We start from the raw sequence: 16423 nt of genomic DNA on the forward strand, positions 1-16423 counted from the left end.
AGGGAAACTGACATGTCCAGTGCGACGACCATCGAGCTCAAGCCCACCACCGAGCCGTTGAGCGAGGCCGAGCGCTCAGCCATCCTCGCCGATCCCAAGTTCGGTCAGTACTTCACCGACCACATGATCACGATCCGCTACAGCGAGGGTCGTGGCTGGCACTCGGCGGAGCTGCGTCCGTACGGACCGATCGAGATCGACCCGGCGACCTCGGTGCTGCACTACGGCCAGGAGGTCTTCGAGGGCCTCAAGGCCTACCGGCAGGCGGACGGCTCGATCGCCTGCTTCCGCCCCGAGGCCAACGCCGAGCGGATGGCGAACTCGTCGGTCCGGATGGCCATGCCGGTGCTGCCCGAGGAGCTCTTCCTCGCCGCCATCGACGCCCTCGTCAACCAGGACGTCGACTGGGTGCCGCAGGACCCGGAGAAGTCGCTCTACCTGCGCCCGTTCATGTTCTCCACCGAGGTCGGGCTCGGCGTGAACCGCCCCTCGTCCGAGTACCTGTTCATGCTGATCGCCTCGCCGGCCGGCTCGTACTTCAGCCCCGGCAAGACCGTCACCGCCTGGATCGGCACCGACTACGTGCGCGCCGCGCCCGGCGGCACCGGCGAGGCGAAGTGCGGCGGCAACTACGCGGCCTCCTTCCTGGCCCAGGCCCAGGCCGTGGCCGAGGGCTGCGACCAGGTGTGCTGGCTCGACGCGATCGAGCGCAAGTACATCGAGGAGATGGGCTCGAACAACGTCTTCTTCGTCTACGGCGCCGGTGAGCACGCGAAGCTGTTCACCCCCCGCCTGTCCGGCTCGCTGCTGCCCGGCATCACCCGCGACTCGCTGCTCAAGGCCGCCGAGGAGCTCGGCATCCCGGCCGAGGAGGGCCTGATCTCGGTCGACGAGCTGCGCGAGCACGCCGAGAGCGGCGCGATCACCGAGGCCTTCGGCTCCGGCACCGCGGCCGTGGTCACCCCGATCGGGGGCTTCCGCGGCAAGGACGGCGCCATCGTCATCGGCGGCGGCGAGGCCGGCCCGGTCACCATGCGGGTGCGCGAGCACCTGCTGGCCATCCAGCACGGCGACCTGCCCGACACCCGCGGCTGGCTGCACACCATCGTCCCCGCGCCGGTGCCGGCCGCCGGCTGAGCCCGCGCGCCGCACCAAGCCGGCCTCGTCCCACATGTTGCTCGCGACTCGTCCCATCTCAGGACAGGCAATTCACTGGACTGTGCGCCTCCGATCCGCTAGGCAGGAGGCGTGACGGAGATGACCCAGCGCGACGCGGACGGCGTGGACGAGGCCGGCCCGGTTCTCGAGACGAGAGTGGCCGAGGCGGCCGTCCCCGCCCAGCGAGGCAAGCCCGCGTCCCTGTGGCGCCACCGCGACTTCATGCTGCTCTGGAGCGGCCAGACGGTCAGCGACGTCGGCAGCGCGGTGACCATGCTCGCCCTGCCGCTGCTCGCCGTCTCCGTGCTCAAGGCGAGCACCTTCCAGGTCTCTCTGATCAGCATACTGACGAGCCTGGCCTTCCTGCTGATCTCGCTGCCGGCCGGCGTGATCGTGGACCAGGTGCGCAAGCACGGCCTGATGATGTGGTGCGACGTGGCGCGGATGGTGCTGCTCGGCTCCATCCCGCTGGCCGGCTGGCTCTGGCATGTGACGCTCTGGCAGATCTACCTCGTGGCCACCCTCGCCGGCGTCCTCAGCGTGTTCTTCGACGTCTCCTACCAGAGCTACGTCCCGGTGCTGCTCGACGGCGAACAACTGGTCGACGCGAACGGCAAGCTCGGCGCCACCAACTCCTTCGCCGGACTCGTCGGCCCGTCCGTCGGCGGCGCCCTGGTCGGCTTCATCGGCGCGGCCAAGGCCATCGCGGCCGACGCCGGCTCCTTCGCAGCCAGCGCGATCTCGCTCCTGCTCATCCGCACCCACGAGCCCAAGCCGGAGAAGCGGGCCGAGCACGTCACCTTCCGCGCCGCCATGAACGAGGGCCTGGCCTTCGTGGTCAAGCACCCGATCCTGCGCAAGATCGTGGCCTGCACCGGCACCTCCAACTTCTTCAGCTCCACCGTCGGCGCGGTCGACGTGGTCTTCCTGGTGCGCGTCCTGCACGCCTCGCCGAGCGTGATCGGCGCGCTGTTCTCGCTGGCCGCGATCGGCGGGGTGATCGGCGGCCTGACCGCGGGCCTGCTCGGCCGGTGGATCGGCTCGGCCCGGATCATCTGGGTCTCCGTTCTCGTGCCGAGCCCGCTGTTCCTGCTCATGCCGCTGGCCCGGCCCGGCTGGGGCGTGCTGCTGTTCGCGGTCGGCCTGTTCGCGCAGTTCTTCCTCGCCGTCGTCTACAACACCGCCCAGGTCTCCTACCGCCAGCGCATCTGCCCGCCGCAACTGCTTGGCCGGATGAACGCCTCGGTGCGCTGGATAGTGTGGGGCACCATGCCGCTCGGCGCGCTGTTCGGCGGCGCCCTCGGCACCTGGATCGGCGTGCGCGAGACCATCGCGATCGGCGCCGTCGGCGGCATGCTCTCCGGCCTGTGGGTCTTCTTCTCCCCGCTGAGGCAGCTGCGCGACGTGCCCGCCGAGTGAGGCGGGCCCGCCCGTACCTATCCCACCTTTCGAGACGCTCTGTCCCGATCGGATCGATGGTGGCAGACTGCCGGGCATGAAGACCCGGAGCATTATTACCGGCAGCGCATCGGCATAGGGCTTTCGCAGTCCGCCGCCGGTGTGCAGACCTCTCGCGTATCGCGAGGGGTTTTGTTGTTTTTCACGACCGGTTGCCCACCCGAACGAGGAGTCAGCGTGAACGACAGCTTCCACGTCTATGACACGACGCTGAGAGACGGCGCCCAGCAGGAGGGCCTCGCCCTCTCGGTGGCGGACAAGCTGCTGATCGCCCGTCAGCTCGACGGACTCGGGGTCGGGTTCATCGAGGGAGGGTGGCCCGGGGCGATCCCCAAGGACACCGAGTTCTTCCGGCGCGCTCAGACCGAGCTCGACCTGAAGCACGCGCAGCTGGCCGCGTTCGGCATGACCCGCCGAGCCGACCTGAAGGCCGCCGACGACCCCCAGGTGGCCGCCCTGCGCGATTCCCGCGCCCCGATCGTCACCCTCGTGGCCAAGGCACACGACCGCCACGTCGAACTCGCCCTGCGCACCACCCTGGACGAGTGCCTGGCCATGGTCAGCGACACCGTGCGCCACCTGCGCGCCGAAGGCCAGCGCGTGTTCATCGACGCGGAGCACTTCTTCAACGGCTACCAGGACAATCCCGCCTACGCGCTCGAGTTCGTCCGCGTCGCCGCCGAGGCCGGCGCCGACCTGATCGCCCTGTGCGACACCAACGGCGGCATGCTCCCGACGGAGCTCGGCGACGTGGTGCGCACCGTGATCGACCGCACCGGCGCGCGCGTCGGCATCCACTGCCACGACGACTCCGGCTGCGCCGTGGCCAACTCGCTCGCCGCCATCGAGGCCGGCGCCACGCACGTCCAGGGCGCCGCGAACGGCTACGGCGAGCGCACCGGCAACGCGAACCTGTTCACCATCGTGGCCAACCTGCAGCTGAAGAAGAACATGCAGGTCGTTCCGCAGGAATCCCTGGCCGAGATGACCCGGATCGCGCACGCGATCTCCGAAGTGACCAACATCGCCCCGCACACCAAGCAGCCCTATGTCGGCTTCTCCGCGTTCGCGCACAAGGCCGGCATCCACGCGTCCGCGGTCAAGGCAGACCCGATGCTCTACCAGCACATCGACCCGGCCGTGGTGGGCAACGACATGCGCATGCTGGTATCCGAGATGGCCGGCCGCGCCTCGATCGAACTGAAGGGCCGTGAGCTCGGCTACGACCTGTCCGGCAACCGCGACGCGCTGACCCGGATCACCGACCGGGTCAAGGGCCTCGAGGCCACCGGCCACTCGTTCGAGGCGGCCGACGCCTCGTTCGAACTGCTCATCCTGGACGAGCTGAGCGGCACCGAGCGCCCCGAGTTCTTCACGGTCGAGGCCTGGCGGGTGATCGTCGAGCAGCGCCAGGACGGCACCCAGGGCTGCGAGGCCACGGTGAAGCTGCACGCCAAGGGAGAGCGGATCATCACCGTCGGCGAGGGCAACGGCCCGGTCAACGCCCTCGACACCGCTCTGCGCAACGCGATCGGCCAGCTCTACCCGGAACTCGCGGAGCTGGAGCTGACGGACTACAAGGTGCGCATCCTCGAAGGCGACCACGGCACGAACTCCCGCACCCGCGTGCTGATCACCACGAGCGACGGCAAGGACGAGTGGGCGACCGTCGGTGTGCAGGAGAACATCGTCGCCGCGAGCTGGAACGCGCTGGTCGAGGCCGTGACGTACGGACTGCTGCGGCTCGAGAGCTGACCCGCGCGGCCGGGTGGGTGGCTCGAGAGCCGACCCGCCCGGCCGCCGAGGTCCGACGCGTCGGACCCGGTGCCCTTGATGCCGGTCGGCTGCACGCGGCAGCCGCCTAGACTTAGCTCGTGCGTATCGCGAGATTCTCCCTTCCCGACACCGCCGCCGACGCCGGGGCCGTGCGCTTCGGCATCGTCGAAGGCGACCCGGAGCAGCCCGAGGCGATGGTCATCGCCGAACTCGACGGCCACCCCTTCACCCCCGAGCCCCAGACCACCGGCCGGGCCTGGCCGCTCGCGGACGTGCGCCTGCTCGCCCCCGTCCTGCCCAGCAAGATCGTCGCGGTCGGCCGCAACTACGCCGACCACGCCAAGGAGCTCGGCAACGAGGTCCCGGCCGTGCCGCTGACCTTCCTCAAGCCCTCCACCAGCGTGATCGGCCCGAACGAGACGATCGCCTACCCGAGCTTCTCCCAGGACGTGCAGCACGAGGCCGAGCTCGCGATCGTCATCGGCCGGCTGTGCAGCCAGGTACCGCGCGAGCGGGTGCGCGAGGTCATTCTCGGCTACACCTGCGCCAACGACGTCACCGCGCGCGACGCGCAGAAGGCCGAGGGCCAGTGGGCCCGGGCCAAGGGCTTCGACACCTCCTGCCCGCTCGGCCCGTGGATCGAGACCGAGCTGGACCCGAGCGACCTGGCCGTGACCTGCACCGTCAACGACGAGCTCAGGCAAGCCGGCCGCACCGGCCAGATGATGCGCGGGGTGGAGGAGCTGGTCGCCTTCATCTCCGAGGCGCTCACCCTGCTGCCCGGCGACGTCATCCTCACCGGCACCCCCGCCGGCGTCGGCCCGATGAACGTCGGCGACCGGGTCTCGGTCAGCGTCGAGGGCATCGGCACCCTGACGAACCGGATCGTGAAGCGCTAGTCCGGACGGCCCGGCCGGGCCCGGCCACCCCCTTGATTCGACGCTCGCACCCGGGGCGCGACCGAATGCGAAGTAGAACGGTATTGGAAACGTGAGCATCGACACCTCAAAGCTCGACAACAGCGTCCGGGTCAGATTCCCCCCGTCCCCGACCGGAGACCCGCACGTGGGCCTGGTCCGCTCGGCGCTGTTCAACTACGCCTTCGCCCGGCACTACGGCGGCAAGCTGGTGCTGCGGATCGAGGACACCGACGCCGCGCGCAACACCGAGGAGTCCTACCAGGCGATCCTGCAGACCCTGCGGTGGATGGGCCTGGAGTGGGACGAAGGCCCCGAGGTCGGCGGCGAGCACGGTCCGTACCGCCAGTCCGAGCGCGGCGAGATCTACCAGGAGACGGCCGCCCGGCTGAAGGAGGGCGGCTTCGCCTACCCGTGCTACTGCACCGCGGAGGAGCTCGAGGCGGCGCGCGAGCGGGCGAAGGAGGAGAAGCGCAACCCCGGATACGAGGGCACCTGCCGCAACCTGACGGCGGACCAGATCGCCGCGTACGAGGCTGACGGCCGCACGCACGTGCTGCGCTTCCGCATGCCGGACCGTCAGATCGCGTGGAACGACCTGGTGCGCGGCGAGATCTCCTTCGAGGCCGAGAACGTCCCGGACTACCCCCTGCTGCGCGCCGACGGCTCCCCGCTCTACGCGCTGACGAACCCGGTCGACGACGCGATGATGGCCATCAGCCACGTCCTGCGCGGCGAAGACCTCCTGCCGTCGACGCCCCGTCAGATCCCGCTGCACGAAGCGCTGGTCGAGCTCGGCGTCTCGAAGCGGGTCCCGGAGTTCGGCCACCTGCCCTTCGTCATGGGCGAGGGGAACAAGAAGCTGTCCAAGCGCGACCCGCAGGCGAGCTTCAGCTTCTACCCGAGGACGGGCTACCTGCCCGAGGGCGTGCTGAACTACCTGGCGCTGCTCGGCTGGTCCCTCGGCAACGACGAGGAGATCTTCACCAAGGAAGACCTGGTCGCTGGCTTCGACGGGACGAGGATCAACTCGAGCCCGGCGCGCTTCGACCTGAAGAAGTGCGAGGCGATCAACGCCGTCCACCTGCGCAAGCTGGAGACGCAGGACCTCGCGAAGCGGATCCTGCCCTTCCTCGATCGGGAGGGCCTGCTCCTCGGCGGCGAGGACGGCCACCTCGCCGACGACGCGGAGTGGCGCACCCTGCTCGCGGCGACCCCGCTGGTGCAGGAGCGGATGACGGTGCTGTCGGAGGCCGTGCCGATGCTCGGCTTCCTGTTCACCGGCGACGGGACGGACCGCCGGCACAAGTTCCAGGTCAACGAGGATGACGCGGCGAAGGTCCTGACGGCCGACGCGTGGCCCGCCCTCGCCGCCGCCACGGCGGCGCTCGAGGCGATCGGCGTGGACGGCGAGGGCAGCGCGGAGGCGGCCGCCGACGCGGGCGGTTCGGCGCCGTCGCCGTCCGTGTCCGCCGGCTCCGCCCAGTCGCCCCACCTGCCGCAGTCGGCGCAGGTGTCCGAGTCGGCCGAGGCGCAGTGGACGACCCAGGCGATCGACGACGCGCTGCGCGCCGCGCTGATCGAAGGCCTCGGTCTGAAGCCGAAGAACGCGTTCACCCCGATCCGCGTGGCCATCACCGGCCGCCGCGTCTCCCCGCCGCTCTTCGAGTCGATCGAGCTCCTCGGCCGCGACCGCGCCCTGGCGCGCCTCCGCGCCGCCACCGCCCGCGCCCGCGCCGCCGCCTCCGCAGCGGTGTCGTAGCGGCGTAGCGGCCTAGGGCAGCCGGCTGACCGCCCGCTGCGTACAGCTCGGCTCCGCTCCGAGCCGCTTTGGGCCTCTTCGGGCGCTCCGGGCCGAAGACGACAAGTCCGTCTTCGGCCCGGAGAGGCGGGCTGCTCCGCGGCGCTGCGGTCACTGTGCGTCATCTCAACCCCGCCTGCCGCACATCCGCCCTTCGGTCCACGCGAGTTGAACTAACTGATTTGGGCCACCGGGCGCCGCCCGCTATAGTTATCTACGCAGCGACCGGGCAACCGGAAAGACTGCACGCCAATGGGGTATGGTGTAATTGGCAACACGACAGATTCTGGCTCTGTTGTTCTAGGTTCGAGTCCTGGTACCCCAGCTTGTGGGCGTATCGCTTAGGCGATACGCCCGTTTTGCTTTTCCGGGCCGGGCCGGCGATCGCCTCGGTCCCGCGCTCCTTACGCTCGTTTGGCTTAGGCGGCGGGCGCGAAGCACCGGATCAGGCCGAAGATCTCCCTATGGAGACGGACGGGCCGCCGCGACGGGAGACGGAGTCGGGATCCGGGCGTAGCGACCGCGGCCGTTCTTCGGACGGACGTGGCGGTGCCAGCGGAGGCGGGGCTGCTTTCGGGCCGCGCGGAACGGGTCCCGGGCGTTGGCGGGGGCGGCGGGGACGTGAGAAGTGGTCCATACGCAAGAGGCTCATCGTCTGGTGCAGCAGCGCGCTCGCCGGCATCATCGTGCTCGGCGCGTCGACGTTCATGCTGGTCTGGAATCACCTGAACGGCAACATCAGGACCGAGTGGGCCAACCTGAAGCCGTCGGCCATGAACGGCAAGCAGGACGTCCTGTTCATAGGTTCCGACTCGCGGGCGGGGGCCAACGAGGCGCTCGGCGGCGGCACCGTCGACGGGGCGCGGTCGGACACGACGATGGTCTTCGACAGTCCGGCCGACCGGCACAAGGGCACCGAGGTCTCGATCCCGAGGGACTCGATGGTGCAGATCCCCAGCTGCACGGGCGCCGGCGGGCAGACCGTGTCGGCGACATACGGGATGTTCAACTCCGCGTTCACCTCCGGCGGCGCGCCCTGCACCGTCCGCACAGTGGAGAGCCTGACCAGCCTGTCGCTCACCCATTTCATCGTGGTCGACTTCGAGGGCGTCGTCGGCGTCGTCAACGCGCTCGGCGGCGTGAAGGTATGCGTGAAGCAGCCGATAAAAGACCGCGACTCCGGCCTCAATCTCCCCGCCGGCACGACGACGCTCAACGGCCAGCAGGCACTCGCCTTCGTGCGGGTGCGGCACGCGGTCGGCGACGGCTCGGACTTGGAGCGCATCCAGCGTCAGCAGTACTTCATCGACCAGCTCTCGTCTCAGGTACGTGCAGCCGGCCTGCTCACCGACCCCGTCAAGCTCTACAAGGTCCTCAACGCCGCGACCAGCGCCATTCAGGCCGACCCCGGCCTCGGCACGGTCAGCGACCTGTACGGTCTCGCCCAGACGCTCAACTCCATTCCCTCCGGCAAGATGACGTACGTGACGGTGCCCAACACGCCGTTCCCGGACGACCCGGACCGCGTCGTGTGGAGCGAGCCCGCGGCGACCAAGTTGTGGGACGGCCTGATCAACGAGCCGAAGTCGGCCACCGCCACGTCCGGCAGCGCGGCACTCGGCCTGCGCCCGGGCATCGGCGGGCACGACATCGCGAACTGGGGCATCAACGGCCAAGCGCCGCTCGATCCCGCCGCCCGGGCAGCCGTTCCCGGCCCCAACATCGGCCCGCTGGGCACTCCGGTCTTCGGACCGATGCCGATGACCCCGCCGATGTCGGCGCCCGGCTCGACGCAAGCAATGTCGTACGTCGAGGCTTACCTCGGCGCAGGCAGTCAGCCCGCGCCGCGGACGGCTGGGCCGAGCGAGGCGATGGACGACGTGCGCGCCGCCGAGTCGGTTGGCGCATTCGAGAGCCTGATGCGGCTCGCCCTGATGGCGGACGCCCCCAGCGACGCGATGAACGCGTCGGCCCAGTCGGGCGCATCGGAGACTTCCGGCACATCCGACATGCCGTCGGGCAGCTCCACCACCGGCCCGGCGGCCGGCACCGCGACGCCCGGCGGCGTGGACACCTGCCCGGTCAGCTGAGCTGGTTCGCGAAGCGGGGTCTAGCAGGCGCAGGCGCAGGCGACGGCAAGGGCCCCGCAGGCCGGCCGGCTTCGCGCCGTCCAACCCGCAGGGCCCTGAGTCGCTCGGTCCGCGTGCGGCTACGACTCCTGCGCCACCAGCAGGCCCCGGCGCTCCAGGAGCGCGTCGATCTCGGGGGCGCGGCCGCGGAAGCTGGTGAAGGCGGAGAGGGGGTCGACGCTGCCGCCGCGCGAGAGCAGTTCGCCGCGGAAGCGGTCGCCGTTCTCGCGGCGCATCCCGCCGTTCTCCTCGAACCACTTGACCGTGTCCGCGTCCAGCACCTCGGACCAGATGTACGAGTAGTACCCGGCGCTGTAGCCGCTGCTGAAGATGTGCGAGAAGTAGCCCGTGCGGTAACGCGGTGGGATCTCGGCCATGGCCACACCGGCCCTCTCCAGCGCTGCCGCCTCGAAGGCCTCGAGGTCGGCGCCCGGGTCCTGGCCGGCCGCGAGGGAGTGCCAGGCCCAGTCGAGCAGCGTCGCGCCGAGGTACTCGACGGTCCGGAAGCCCTCGCCGAAGAGCTTGGCCTCCTTCATCTTCGCCACCAGGTCGGCCGGAATCGGCTCGCCGGTCTGGTAGTGGCGGGCGTAGTTCGAGAGCACCTCCGGCCAGACCGACCACATCTCGTTGACCTGCGAGGGGTACTCGACGAAGTCACGCGGGACGGTCGTGCCGGTGAAGTACGGATAGCGCACGTTCGAGAACAGCCCGTGCAGCGCGTGGCCGAACTCGTGGAACATGGTGTCGACCTCGTCGAAGGTCAGCAGCGTCGGCTCGCCTGCCGGGGGCTTGGCGATGTTGAGGTTGTTGACCACCACCGGCTTCGTGCCGGCCAGCTCCGACTGGTCGACGAGCTCGTTCATCCACGCGCCGCCGCGCTTGGACTGGCGAGCGTAGAAGTCCGCGATGAACAGGCCGAGCGCGCTGCCATCCGCGTTGAAGACCTCGTATACGCGCGCATCCGGGTGGTAGGCCTTGAGATCGGGGCGCTCGGTGAACGTCAGGCCGTAGACCTGGTTGGCGGCGAAGAAGACACCATCGTGCAGAACTGCGTTCAACTCGAGATATGGGCGCAGCGCGGCGGAGTCGATGTCGTACTCCGCCTTGCGCACCTTCTCGGAGTAGTACTGCCAGTCCCACGCCTCGATCGCCGCGCCGCCGTTGGCCGCGCGCAGTGCCGCAGCCTCCTTGCGCGCGTTGGCGACCGCAGGCGGGACGATCCGCCCGAGCATCGCTTCCACCGCGTCGACGCTCCGGGCGGTCTGGTCGCTGACGGTGTACGCGGCGTGCGAGGGGAATCCGAACAGGGCGGCTCGTTCGGCCCGCAGCATCACGATCCGCCGGATGACGTCGCCGTTCACCGAGAACCCGCGCCCGACCGAGGCCTCGAGCAGGCGGCGGCGCACATCCCGGTCGTCGAGCGAAGCCAACTCGCTTTGGTTGGAGAACAGCTTGAGGCTGAGCACGTACTTGCCGTCGTGGCCCAGTTCCCTGCCGTTCTCGGCGGCTGCCGACACGCTGTCCGCAGACAAGCCGGCCAAGTCGGCGGCGTCATCGACTACGAGCGCACGGGCCTTGGTGTCGGCGAGCAGATTGCGCTGGAAGGTCGTGGTGAGCGAGGCCAGTTCGGCGTTGTACTCACGCAAGCGGTCCTGCTGCTCGGCGTCGAGTTCGGCTCCGGCGCGCACGAACTCCTCGTGGTACTTCTCGATCAGCCGCAGCGCTTCTCCGTCCGGCAGCTCCAACGACTCGCGCGCGTCATACAGAGCCTTGATACGCCCGTAAAGCGCGTGGTCGAGGTGGATGGCGTCTTCGTGAGCGGCCAGCAGCGGCGAGATCTCCGCTTCGATCTGCTCGAGCTCCTCGTTCGTGTCCGCCGACGACTGGTTGAAGAACACGTGGGTGACGCGCCTGAGCAGGGCGCCGCTGCGCTCCATCGCGATCAGGGTGTTGTCGAAACTGGGCTCCGCCGGATTGCCGGTGATCGCGGCGATCTCGGCCAACTGCTCCGCCATGCCCTTGTCGAAGGCCGGCCGGTAATGCTCCATTCGGATCAGCTCGAACGGAGGCAGTTGGTACGGAAGGGTGGAAGTCCGGAAGAAGGGGTTGTCCTCCGGCGCGTGAGTGATCTCGGTTTCGAGCGACATGCTTCGAGCCTAGTCCGCAGCGCCATCGTGGTTTGCGATGCGCGACACCTCTTCTTCGACGAGCCGATCGACTTGTACCGGAAGCGGAATCGGGCAATCGGCGCGATTGTCGACAAGCAGGTGGGGGACCGGCGGCGGGACGGCCGGGGTCATCCGCCGCAGGAACGCGTCGAAGGAGGCGAGCTTCTCCGTGTCGCGCGGCGACCCGCGCTCGATGAGCCGGGAGCGCAAGGTCTCGGCGTCGCTCTGGACGTAGACGAGGGTGACGAGCGGCCCGCCGAGCGCCTCGACCCAGTCGGCCCAACGCGAGGGGGACCGGATCTGCCCGGTGAACGGCGCGCTCAGCAGCACCGGACAGCCGAACGAGCGGATCTCCCGGGCCCCGGCGGTGAGCCCGGCGTACTCGTGCGCCTTGACGTGCTCGTCGTACCACCCGCCCTCCCGCTCCCCGGCAGCCCGCCCGCCCGCCGCCAGCGTCGCCGCCACGAACGAGCCGAACAGCGTGTCCTTGTCGAGCAGCGCCGGCACCGGCTCGAGCGCGCCGAGCAGCAGCGAGCAGACGGTGCTCTTGCCCGCCCCCGGCGCCCCCGCCACCACCCACACCCGCCCCTTCGCCGAGCCGACCGCCCGCCCCTGCCCGGCCGTCGGCCGCTGCGTACCCATGCGCCCGACTCTAGGTGACCGGCCCCCCGCCGGCCGCCCGGCTTATCGATTTGGCCGTCCGCCTCCCCGTCGCCTATAGTTAAGCCCGTTGGCAAGCGGGCCGGCCGCCGGAAAGCACAAGATCGGCGAGAAGATCCGCAGCTGACAAGCTAGGGCCCCGTTGTGTAGCGGCCTAGCACGCTGCCCTCTCAAGGCAGTAGCGCGGGTTCGAATCCCGTCGGGGCTACTTCGCAAGAACGCAGATCAGGCCACCTCGCCAGAGGTGGCCTGAAGTGTTTTCAGAGAGAGCTACTCGGGCGGAGTCAGCGGAAAGTCAGCGAGCGCGTCCCGGATGCGCTGATTCCGCGCTTCGACGTCCGGCAGGACGTGCGTGTACCGGTTGAGCGTCGTAGTGACCTGTTCGTGCCCGAGGACCCGGGCGACCTCGTTGACCGGAACGCCGGTCGAGATGAGCCACGTCGCGTATGAGTGCCGGAGATCGTGGAACCGAAGCGACTTGCCGCCGCCCCGGCTGATGTCGACGACTGCCGCATCCTCGGTCTTGGTGTAACTCCGGCACGGCTCGCCGGCCGCGTCCGTCCACGAGGCCAGGAACCGGCCGTCGTCCTGCTTCGCGATGCTGCCGAGCAGGCCGGCCCGGACGAGCGCGGGTCGCCAGACGCACAGGCGGAACGTGCCGCGGTAGAGCGGGCCGAGCGAGGCCGACACGAACAGCTCGCCACTGGGACCTGGCGCGAACTCGTCCATGTGGACCTTCAGCACCAGAGCGAGCCAGCCAGGAAGCGGGACAGTGCGGAAGCCCGCCCGCGACTTGGGATAAGGCTTCATCGAGACGGTCCCGCTGACCTCGACGACCGTCCGTCGCACAGTTAGAGTCCTGTTGCTCAGGTCGATGGAGTCGAGGCACAGGCCGAGGCACTCGCCCCACCGCAGGCCAGCACCGGCCCCGACAGCCACAAGGGCCTGGTACTGCGACGGCAGGGCGGGCAGCAGCTTCTCGCGGACAACGGGCATGGGAATGATCTGGTACGCGTCGATGGACCGTCGCACGGACGGCAGCTTGACGCCCTCGCAGGGATTTGAGCTGATCAGTCGGTCGCGCACAGCCGCGGTGAAGACGGCGGACGTGAGCTGGTGGCACTTCACGACCGACGCCGGAGCCAGGGCCTTGGACAGTTCGACGACCCAGGCCTGCACCATGCTGTACGTGACCTTGCCCATCGGTACGTCATTCCATCTGGGCATCACGTGCGTGCGCATGTATGAGAGATCCCGCGCGTGCGAAGTCTTCTCGGTCGCGCGGTGCTCGAGCCAGGTCGAGGCGTAGGCCCCGAATTTGGTTTTGGCGCCGTTTGGGTCGACGTACGCGCCGCGGGTGGTCGCCGTCTCCATCTCGGCGAGGTGGGCCGAGGCTTCCCGCTTGGTACGGAACGTCTTGGCCCGCTGACGGCCGGCAGGGTCGCGCCAGTTCGCCCGGAACCCTCCGGCCGGAGTCTTGCTGATGAAGCCCATCAGGACACTTCCTTATACTCGGCGGATGTCGCGTCCAGCCAGGCATGGAACGCGGCTTTCGGGATGACCCAGCGAGAGCCCACCTTGCGAGCGGGGATCTCGCCGTTACGGACGGCTGCATAGGTGAGGCCCAGGCCGAGGCCGAGCAAGTCAGACACCTCGTTGACGGTGTAGGTCAGCCGGGCCGAGGACCGCTCGGAGCGGACAAGGCGCAGAGGAACGACGCTGCTCACGTTGGCCACTCCTTGACGCGCTTTGGAAGCCTGGGCGCGTCATCGTGTCCGGCGAACGACCAGTGGTTGATAACGATGAGGTCTTCGCTCTCGGCGAACGCGGCGGTGAGCGGGTCGTGCGCAGCCATGTAGTCGGCGCGCTCCTGGCGCAAGGCACCGAAGGTGGTCGAGTACGTCCGGCTCTTGGTGGCGAAGTGTCCGCCGAAGCCGAGCATGTGAGCCCACTGCCGAAGCCGGAGAGCCGCTAATTGGGACACGGCGCCGAGACGCCAGCACGTCTCGATGAGAATCCGGTGGTGCTCGCGCAGTTCCCAAGCATCGAGGTCGTAGCGGCGGCCGGTGGCGTCGCAGGTACCGCAGGGGGTCGGGGCGTGTCCCTCGATCTGCCGGTAGCCGGTGGCGGTGCAGTCGCGGCAGGCGAGCGGGGGCAGTTCGGTGCCGGCGGTCTCGGCGCCCTTGGTGGCGTACTTGGCGATGTACCGGGCGACCGTCACGTCGCTGAGCCCGTCGCCGTCGAGCTGGTCGGCGCCGATCGGGCGGATGTCGAGTTGACGGCCCCAGGTGACGACCGGGACACCGAGCGCTTTGGAGTCGGGCAGATCGAGGCGGGCAGTGGTGACCGCTTCGCGGATGGCCCGGTCGAGGTGGTCGGCGGTGATCCAGGCTGGGGGCGGGGTGTCGGGTCCGTCTGGGCCGTCGAGGCGTACCACGGCGTGGAAGTGCACGACGCCGCGCTGCTGGTATTCGGCGACTTTGGCGAAGGTCAGGGTCACGTGGTCGCGCAGTTCGCGGCGGGGGATGCCGAGCAGGCGGGCGAAGGTGCGGCGGATTTCGGTGGTGGTAACGGACCACAGGCGGCCGGCGGCGGCGTTGAACAGGACGTGGCCGGTGTAGTCGTAGGTCTCGGGGTGCAGCGGCGTGCCGATGAGCGGGTCAGCGGCCCGGTGGTAGCGGCCGCAGCTCGAGCCGTCGCGGCGCGGGTGGCAGGGGCGGAGGGTGCCGTCTTTGGCGGGGCCGAGGTGGATCGGGCCGAAGGAGGGGGCGGTGAGGGTGATGAACAGGCGCGGGTGGACGGCGACGGTGTCCGGGGTGGCTTTGCCGCCGCGCAGGCCGGCGGCGACGAGGTTGTACGCGTCGTATTTGTAGAGGGTGGAGCAGTGGGTGCAGCGGGTGGCGCGGCGGTTGCCGCAGGGTACGGAGATCTGCCGGTCGATGCCGGATTCGAGCAGGACGCCGGTTGCTTTCTCGATCACGTCGCGTCCGCCGACGAGGCGGATGGGGTGTTCGCAGGTTCCGGCGGACTGGAGTTCGAGGGTGGCGCCGGCGATCCGAACGAGCTGGTCGAGGTTTTCGACGCCGAACGCGGTCAGGTCGAGGGTGTCGGTCACTTGTCACCTCCGGTGGTCGCGGCGGGGATGAGGTCGGCCAGGACGGCCCATGCGGGGTGGGTCGTGGTGGCGGCGAGCTGGTCGAGGGTGTCGGTCTTCAGGCAGGCGAGCGCGCCGAGGAGGGCGGGCAGGTCGTGTCGTTCGAGTGCCATGGCGGCGAGTTCGAGGTACGCGGCTTGGGCGAGGTCCGGGGTGTCCATGTCAGGCCCCTACCGTCTGTGCGGTGAGGTGTCCGTGGACGGCTTCGGCCAGGGCGGGGGCGATGCGCAGGCGGGTAGCGAGCGCGTCCGGGGTGATCGGGGTGCCGGTGGTCTTGTGGTGCTGGTCGGCGATCCCGCGCGCCCAGGCGAGCAGCGGCGGGGCGATCGGCGGAAGGTCCGGCGACGCGGCGGGCGCGAGCGGGGCGACCTGCTCGGGCACGACTGGCGCCGGAACATGGGCGGGGGCAGGCTTCGCCGGAGCCGGAGCCGGAGCCGGAGCCGGAGCCGGAGCCGGAGCCGGAGCCGGAGCCGGTGCGGTCGGTTCGGCGGTGGGGTGTGCCGGGGTGGTCTGGTCGTGGCCGAGCAGGGTGCACACGAGCAGCGCGATGGCGGGCCAGACACCGATGGCCACGGCGAGGATGCGGCCGGCGGGGGCGGCGGTCCACGAGTCGACGACGTTCGCGGCGAGGGATGCGGCCAGGCCGAGCAGGAAGGAGAACCAGGCCAGCCCGGCGGAGGAGCCCTTGACCCGGTGCGCGGCCAGGATCTTCCGGTACGCAGCGACGGTGAGCAGGTCGACCGAGAGCGGGTAGAGCCAGGATTTCCAGCCGGCCTGTCCGTGGGCGGCGACCACGTCGTGGATGTGGGAGAAGGAGAGGGAGCCGACCATCAGGAACTGGAACAGGATCCCGTCCGACAGGCGCTTGATACTCATCACGCCACCTTCCGGGCCGTGGTGGTCTGGTCGCGGCGCAGCCGGTAGATGATCCGGGTGGACAGGGCGGGGGCGGAGATGTGGAGCGATTCGGCGGCGCGGCGGCGGGTGTCGTGTTCCGGGCCGTAGCCGTTGCGTAGGCGCGGGGCGTAGCCGAGGGTGTTGGCGAGGTAGGTCATTTCCGCCTCGGTCAGCGCGTCGATCGGGTGGCCGTCGAGGACGCGCTGAACGGCGACGAGGTCGACCGGGCCGAGCGGGGTGTCGAGGGTGAGGCCGTCCGATTCGATGGCCGGGTCGTAGACGGTGGGGGTGGTCTTGATGGTCAT

Annotated in this window: 14 protein-coding genes and 2 tRNA genes; 8 read left to right on the forward strand and 8 right to left on the reverse strand. The window is 69.7% G+C overall.

Annotation, left to right across the window (positions count from 1 at the left end; translation table 11 throughout):
* Positions 1-12 precede the first annotated feature (12 nt).
* The 7 genes from ACTRO_RS29350 (at position 13) to ACTRO_RS29380 (ending at position 9200) form a co-directional block, all read left to right on the forward strand.
* Positions 13-1137: a branched-chain amino acid aminotransferase gene (locus ACTRO_RS29350; RefSeq protein ID WP_034268247.1), complete on the forward strand. Its 1125-nt coding sequence runs from the start codon at positions 13-15 to the stop codon at positions 1135-1137.
* A 120-nt stretch (positions 1138-1257) separates the two neighbouring features.
* On the forward strand, positions 1258-2577 hold the full coding sequence (locus ACTRO_RS29355; RefSeq protein ID WP_084316606.1) for an MFS transporter: 1320 nt from the start codon (positions 1258-1260) through the stop codon (positions 2575-2577).
* A 216-nt stretch (positions 2578-2793) separates the two neighbouring features.
* Positions 2794-4371, forward strand: coding sequence for a citramalate synthase (cimA, locus tag ACTRO_RS29360; RefSeq protein ID WP_034268250.1), 1578 nt, complete (start codon positions 2794-2796; stop codon positions 4369-4371).
* 119 nt (positions 4372-4490) lie between these two features.
* On the forward strand, positions 4491-5291 hold the full coding sequence (locus ACTRO_RS29365) for a fumarylacetoacetate hydrolase family protein (RefSeq protein ID WP_034268253.1): 801 nt from the start codon (positions 4491-4493) through the stop codon (positions 5289-5291).
* Between the two features lie 91 nt (positions 5292-5382).
* Positions 5383-7071, forward strand: coding sequence for a glutamate--tRNA ligase (gene gltX, locus ACTRO_RS29370; RefSeq protein ID WP_063628094.1), 1689 nt, complete (start codon positions 5383-5385; stop codon positions 7069-7071).
* A 292-nt stretch (positions 7072-7363) separates the two neighbouring features.
* Positions 7364-7435: transfer RNA gene (locus tag ACTRO_RS29375), tRNA-Gln, on the forward strand.
* 361 nt (positions 7436-7796) lie between these two features.
* Positions 7797-9200 (forward strand): LCP family protein, encoded by a 1404-nt coding sequence (locus tag ACTRO_RS29380; protein ID WP_051451569.1) that lies wholly within the window; start codon positions 7797-7799, stop codon positions 9198-9200.
* Positions 9201-9319: 119 nt separating this feature from the next.
* Here ACTRO_RS29380 and ACTRO_RS29385 read toward each other — a convergent pair whose 3' ends face one another.
* Both ACTRO_RS29385 and ACTRO_RS29390 read right to left on the reverse strand, forming a co-directional pair.
* The gene (locus tag ACTRO_RS29385; protein WP_034268255.1) at positions 9320-11386 is read right to left on the reverse strand and encodes a M3 family metallopeptidase; all 2067 of its coding nucleotides are present in this window, start codon (positions 11384-11386) and stop codon (positions 9320-9322) included.
* A 9-nt stretch (positions 11387-11395) separates the two neighbouring features.
* Entirely contained in the window at positions 11396-12049 is a 654-nt protein-coding gene (locus ACTRO_RS29390) for a P-loop nucleotide/nucleoside kinase family protein (protein WP_051451570.1), read from the reverse strand.
* A gap of 153 nt (positions 12050-12202) precedes the next feature.
* Here ACTRO_RS29390 and ACTRO_RS29395 point away from each other — a divergent pair.
* Positions 12203-12275, forward strand: a tRNA-Glu gene (locus ACTRO_RS29395).
* Positions 12276-12337: 62 nt separating this feature from the next.
* Here the strand turns inward: ACTRO_RS29395 and ACTRO_RS29400 are convergent.
* The 6 genes from ACTRO_RS29400 to ACTRO_RS29425 are packed head-to-tail and all read right to left on the reverse strand — an operon-like array spanning position 12338 to position 16423.
* Positions 12338-13561 carry a tyrosine-type recombinase/integrase gene (locus tag ACTRO_RS29400; RefSeq protein ID WP_034268257.1) on the reverse strand — a complete coding sequence of 408 codons (1224 nt, stop codon included), beginning with the start codon at positions 13559-13561 and terminating at the stop codon, positions 12338-12340.
* Positions 13561-13794 carry a helix-turn-helix domain-containing protein gene (locus tag ACTRO_RS29405; protein ID WP_211244450.1) on the reverse strand — a complete coding sequence of 78 codons (234 nt, stop codon included), beginning with the start codon at positions 13792-13794 and terminating at the stop codon, positions 13561-13563. Before ACTRO_RS29405 ends, ACTRO_RS29400 begins: the two co-directional genes overlap by 1 nt.
* On the reverse strand, positions 13791-15182 hold the full coding sequence (locus tag ACTRO_RS29410) for a replication initiator (RefSeq protein ID WP_051451571.1): 1392 nt from the start codon (positions 15180-15182) through the stop codon (positions 13791-13793). The genes ACTRO_RS29405 and ACTRO_RS29410 overlap by 4 nt, the downstream gene beginning before the upstream one ends.
* Positions 15179-15382 (reverse strand): hypothetical protein, encoded by a 204-nt coding sequence (locus tag ACTRO_RS29415; protein ID WP_034268260.1) that lies wholly within the window; start codon positions 15380-15382, stop codon positions 15179-15181. Before ACTRO_RS29415 ends, ACTRO_RS29410 begins: the two co-directional genes overlap by 4 nt.
* A 1-nt stretch (position 15383) precedes the next feature.
* Positions 15384-16097 (reverse strand): DUF2637 domain-containing protein, encoded by a 714-nt coding sequence (locus ACTRO_RS29420; RefSeq protein WP_034268263.1) that lies wholly within the window; start codon positions 16095-16097, stop codon positions 15384-15386.
* Positions 16097-16423 carry a hypothetical protein gene (locus tag ACTRO_RS29425; protein WP_034268266.1) on the reverse strand — a complete coding sequence of 109 codons (327 nt, stop codon included), beginning with the start codon at positions 16421-16423 and terminating at the stop codon, positions 16097-16099. The genes ACTRO_RS29420 and ACTRO_RS29425 overlap by 1 nt, the downstream gene beginning before the upstream one ends.

This window comes from Actinospica robiniae DSM 44927 (assembly GCF_000504285.1).
Taxonomy (GTDB): domain Bacteria; phylum Actinomycetota; class Actinomycetes; order Streptomycetales; family Catenulisporaceae; genus Actinospica; species Actinospica robiniae.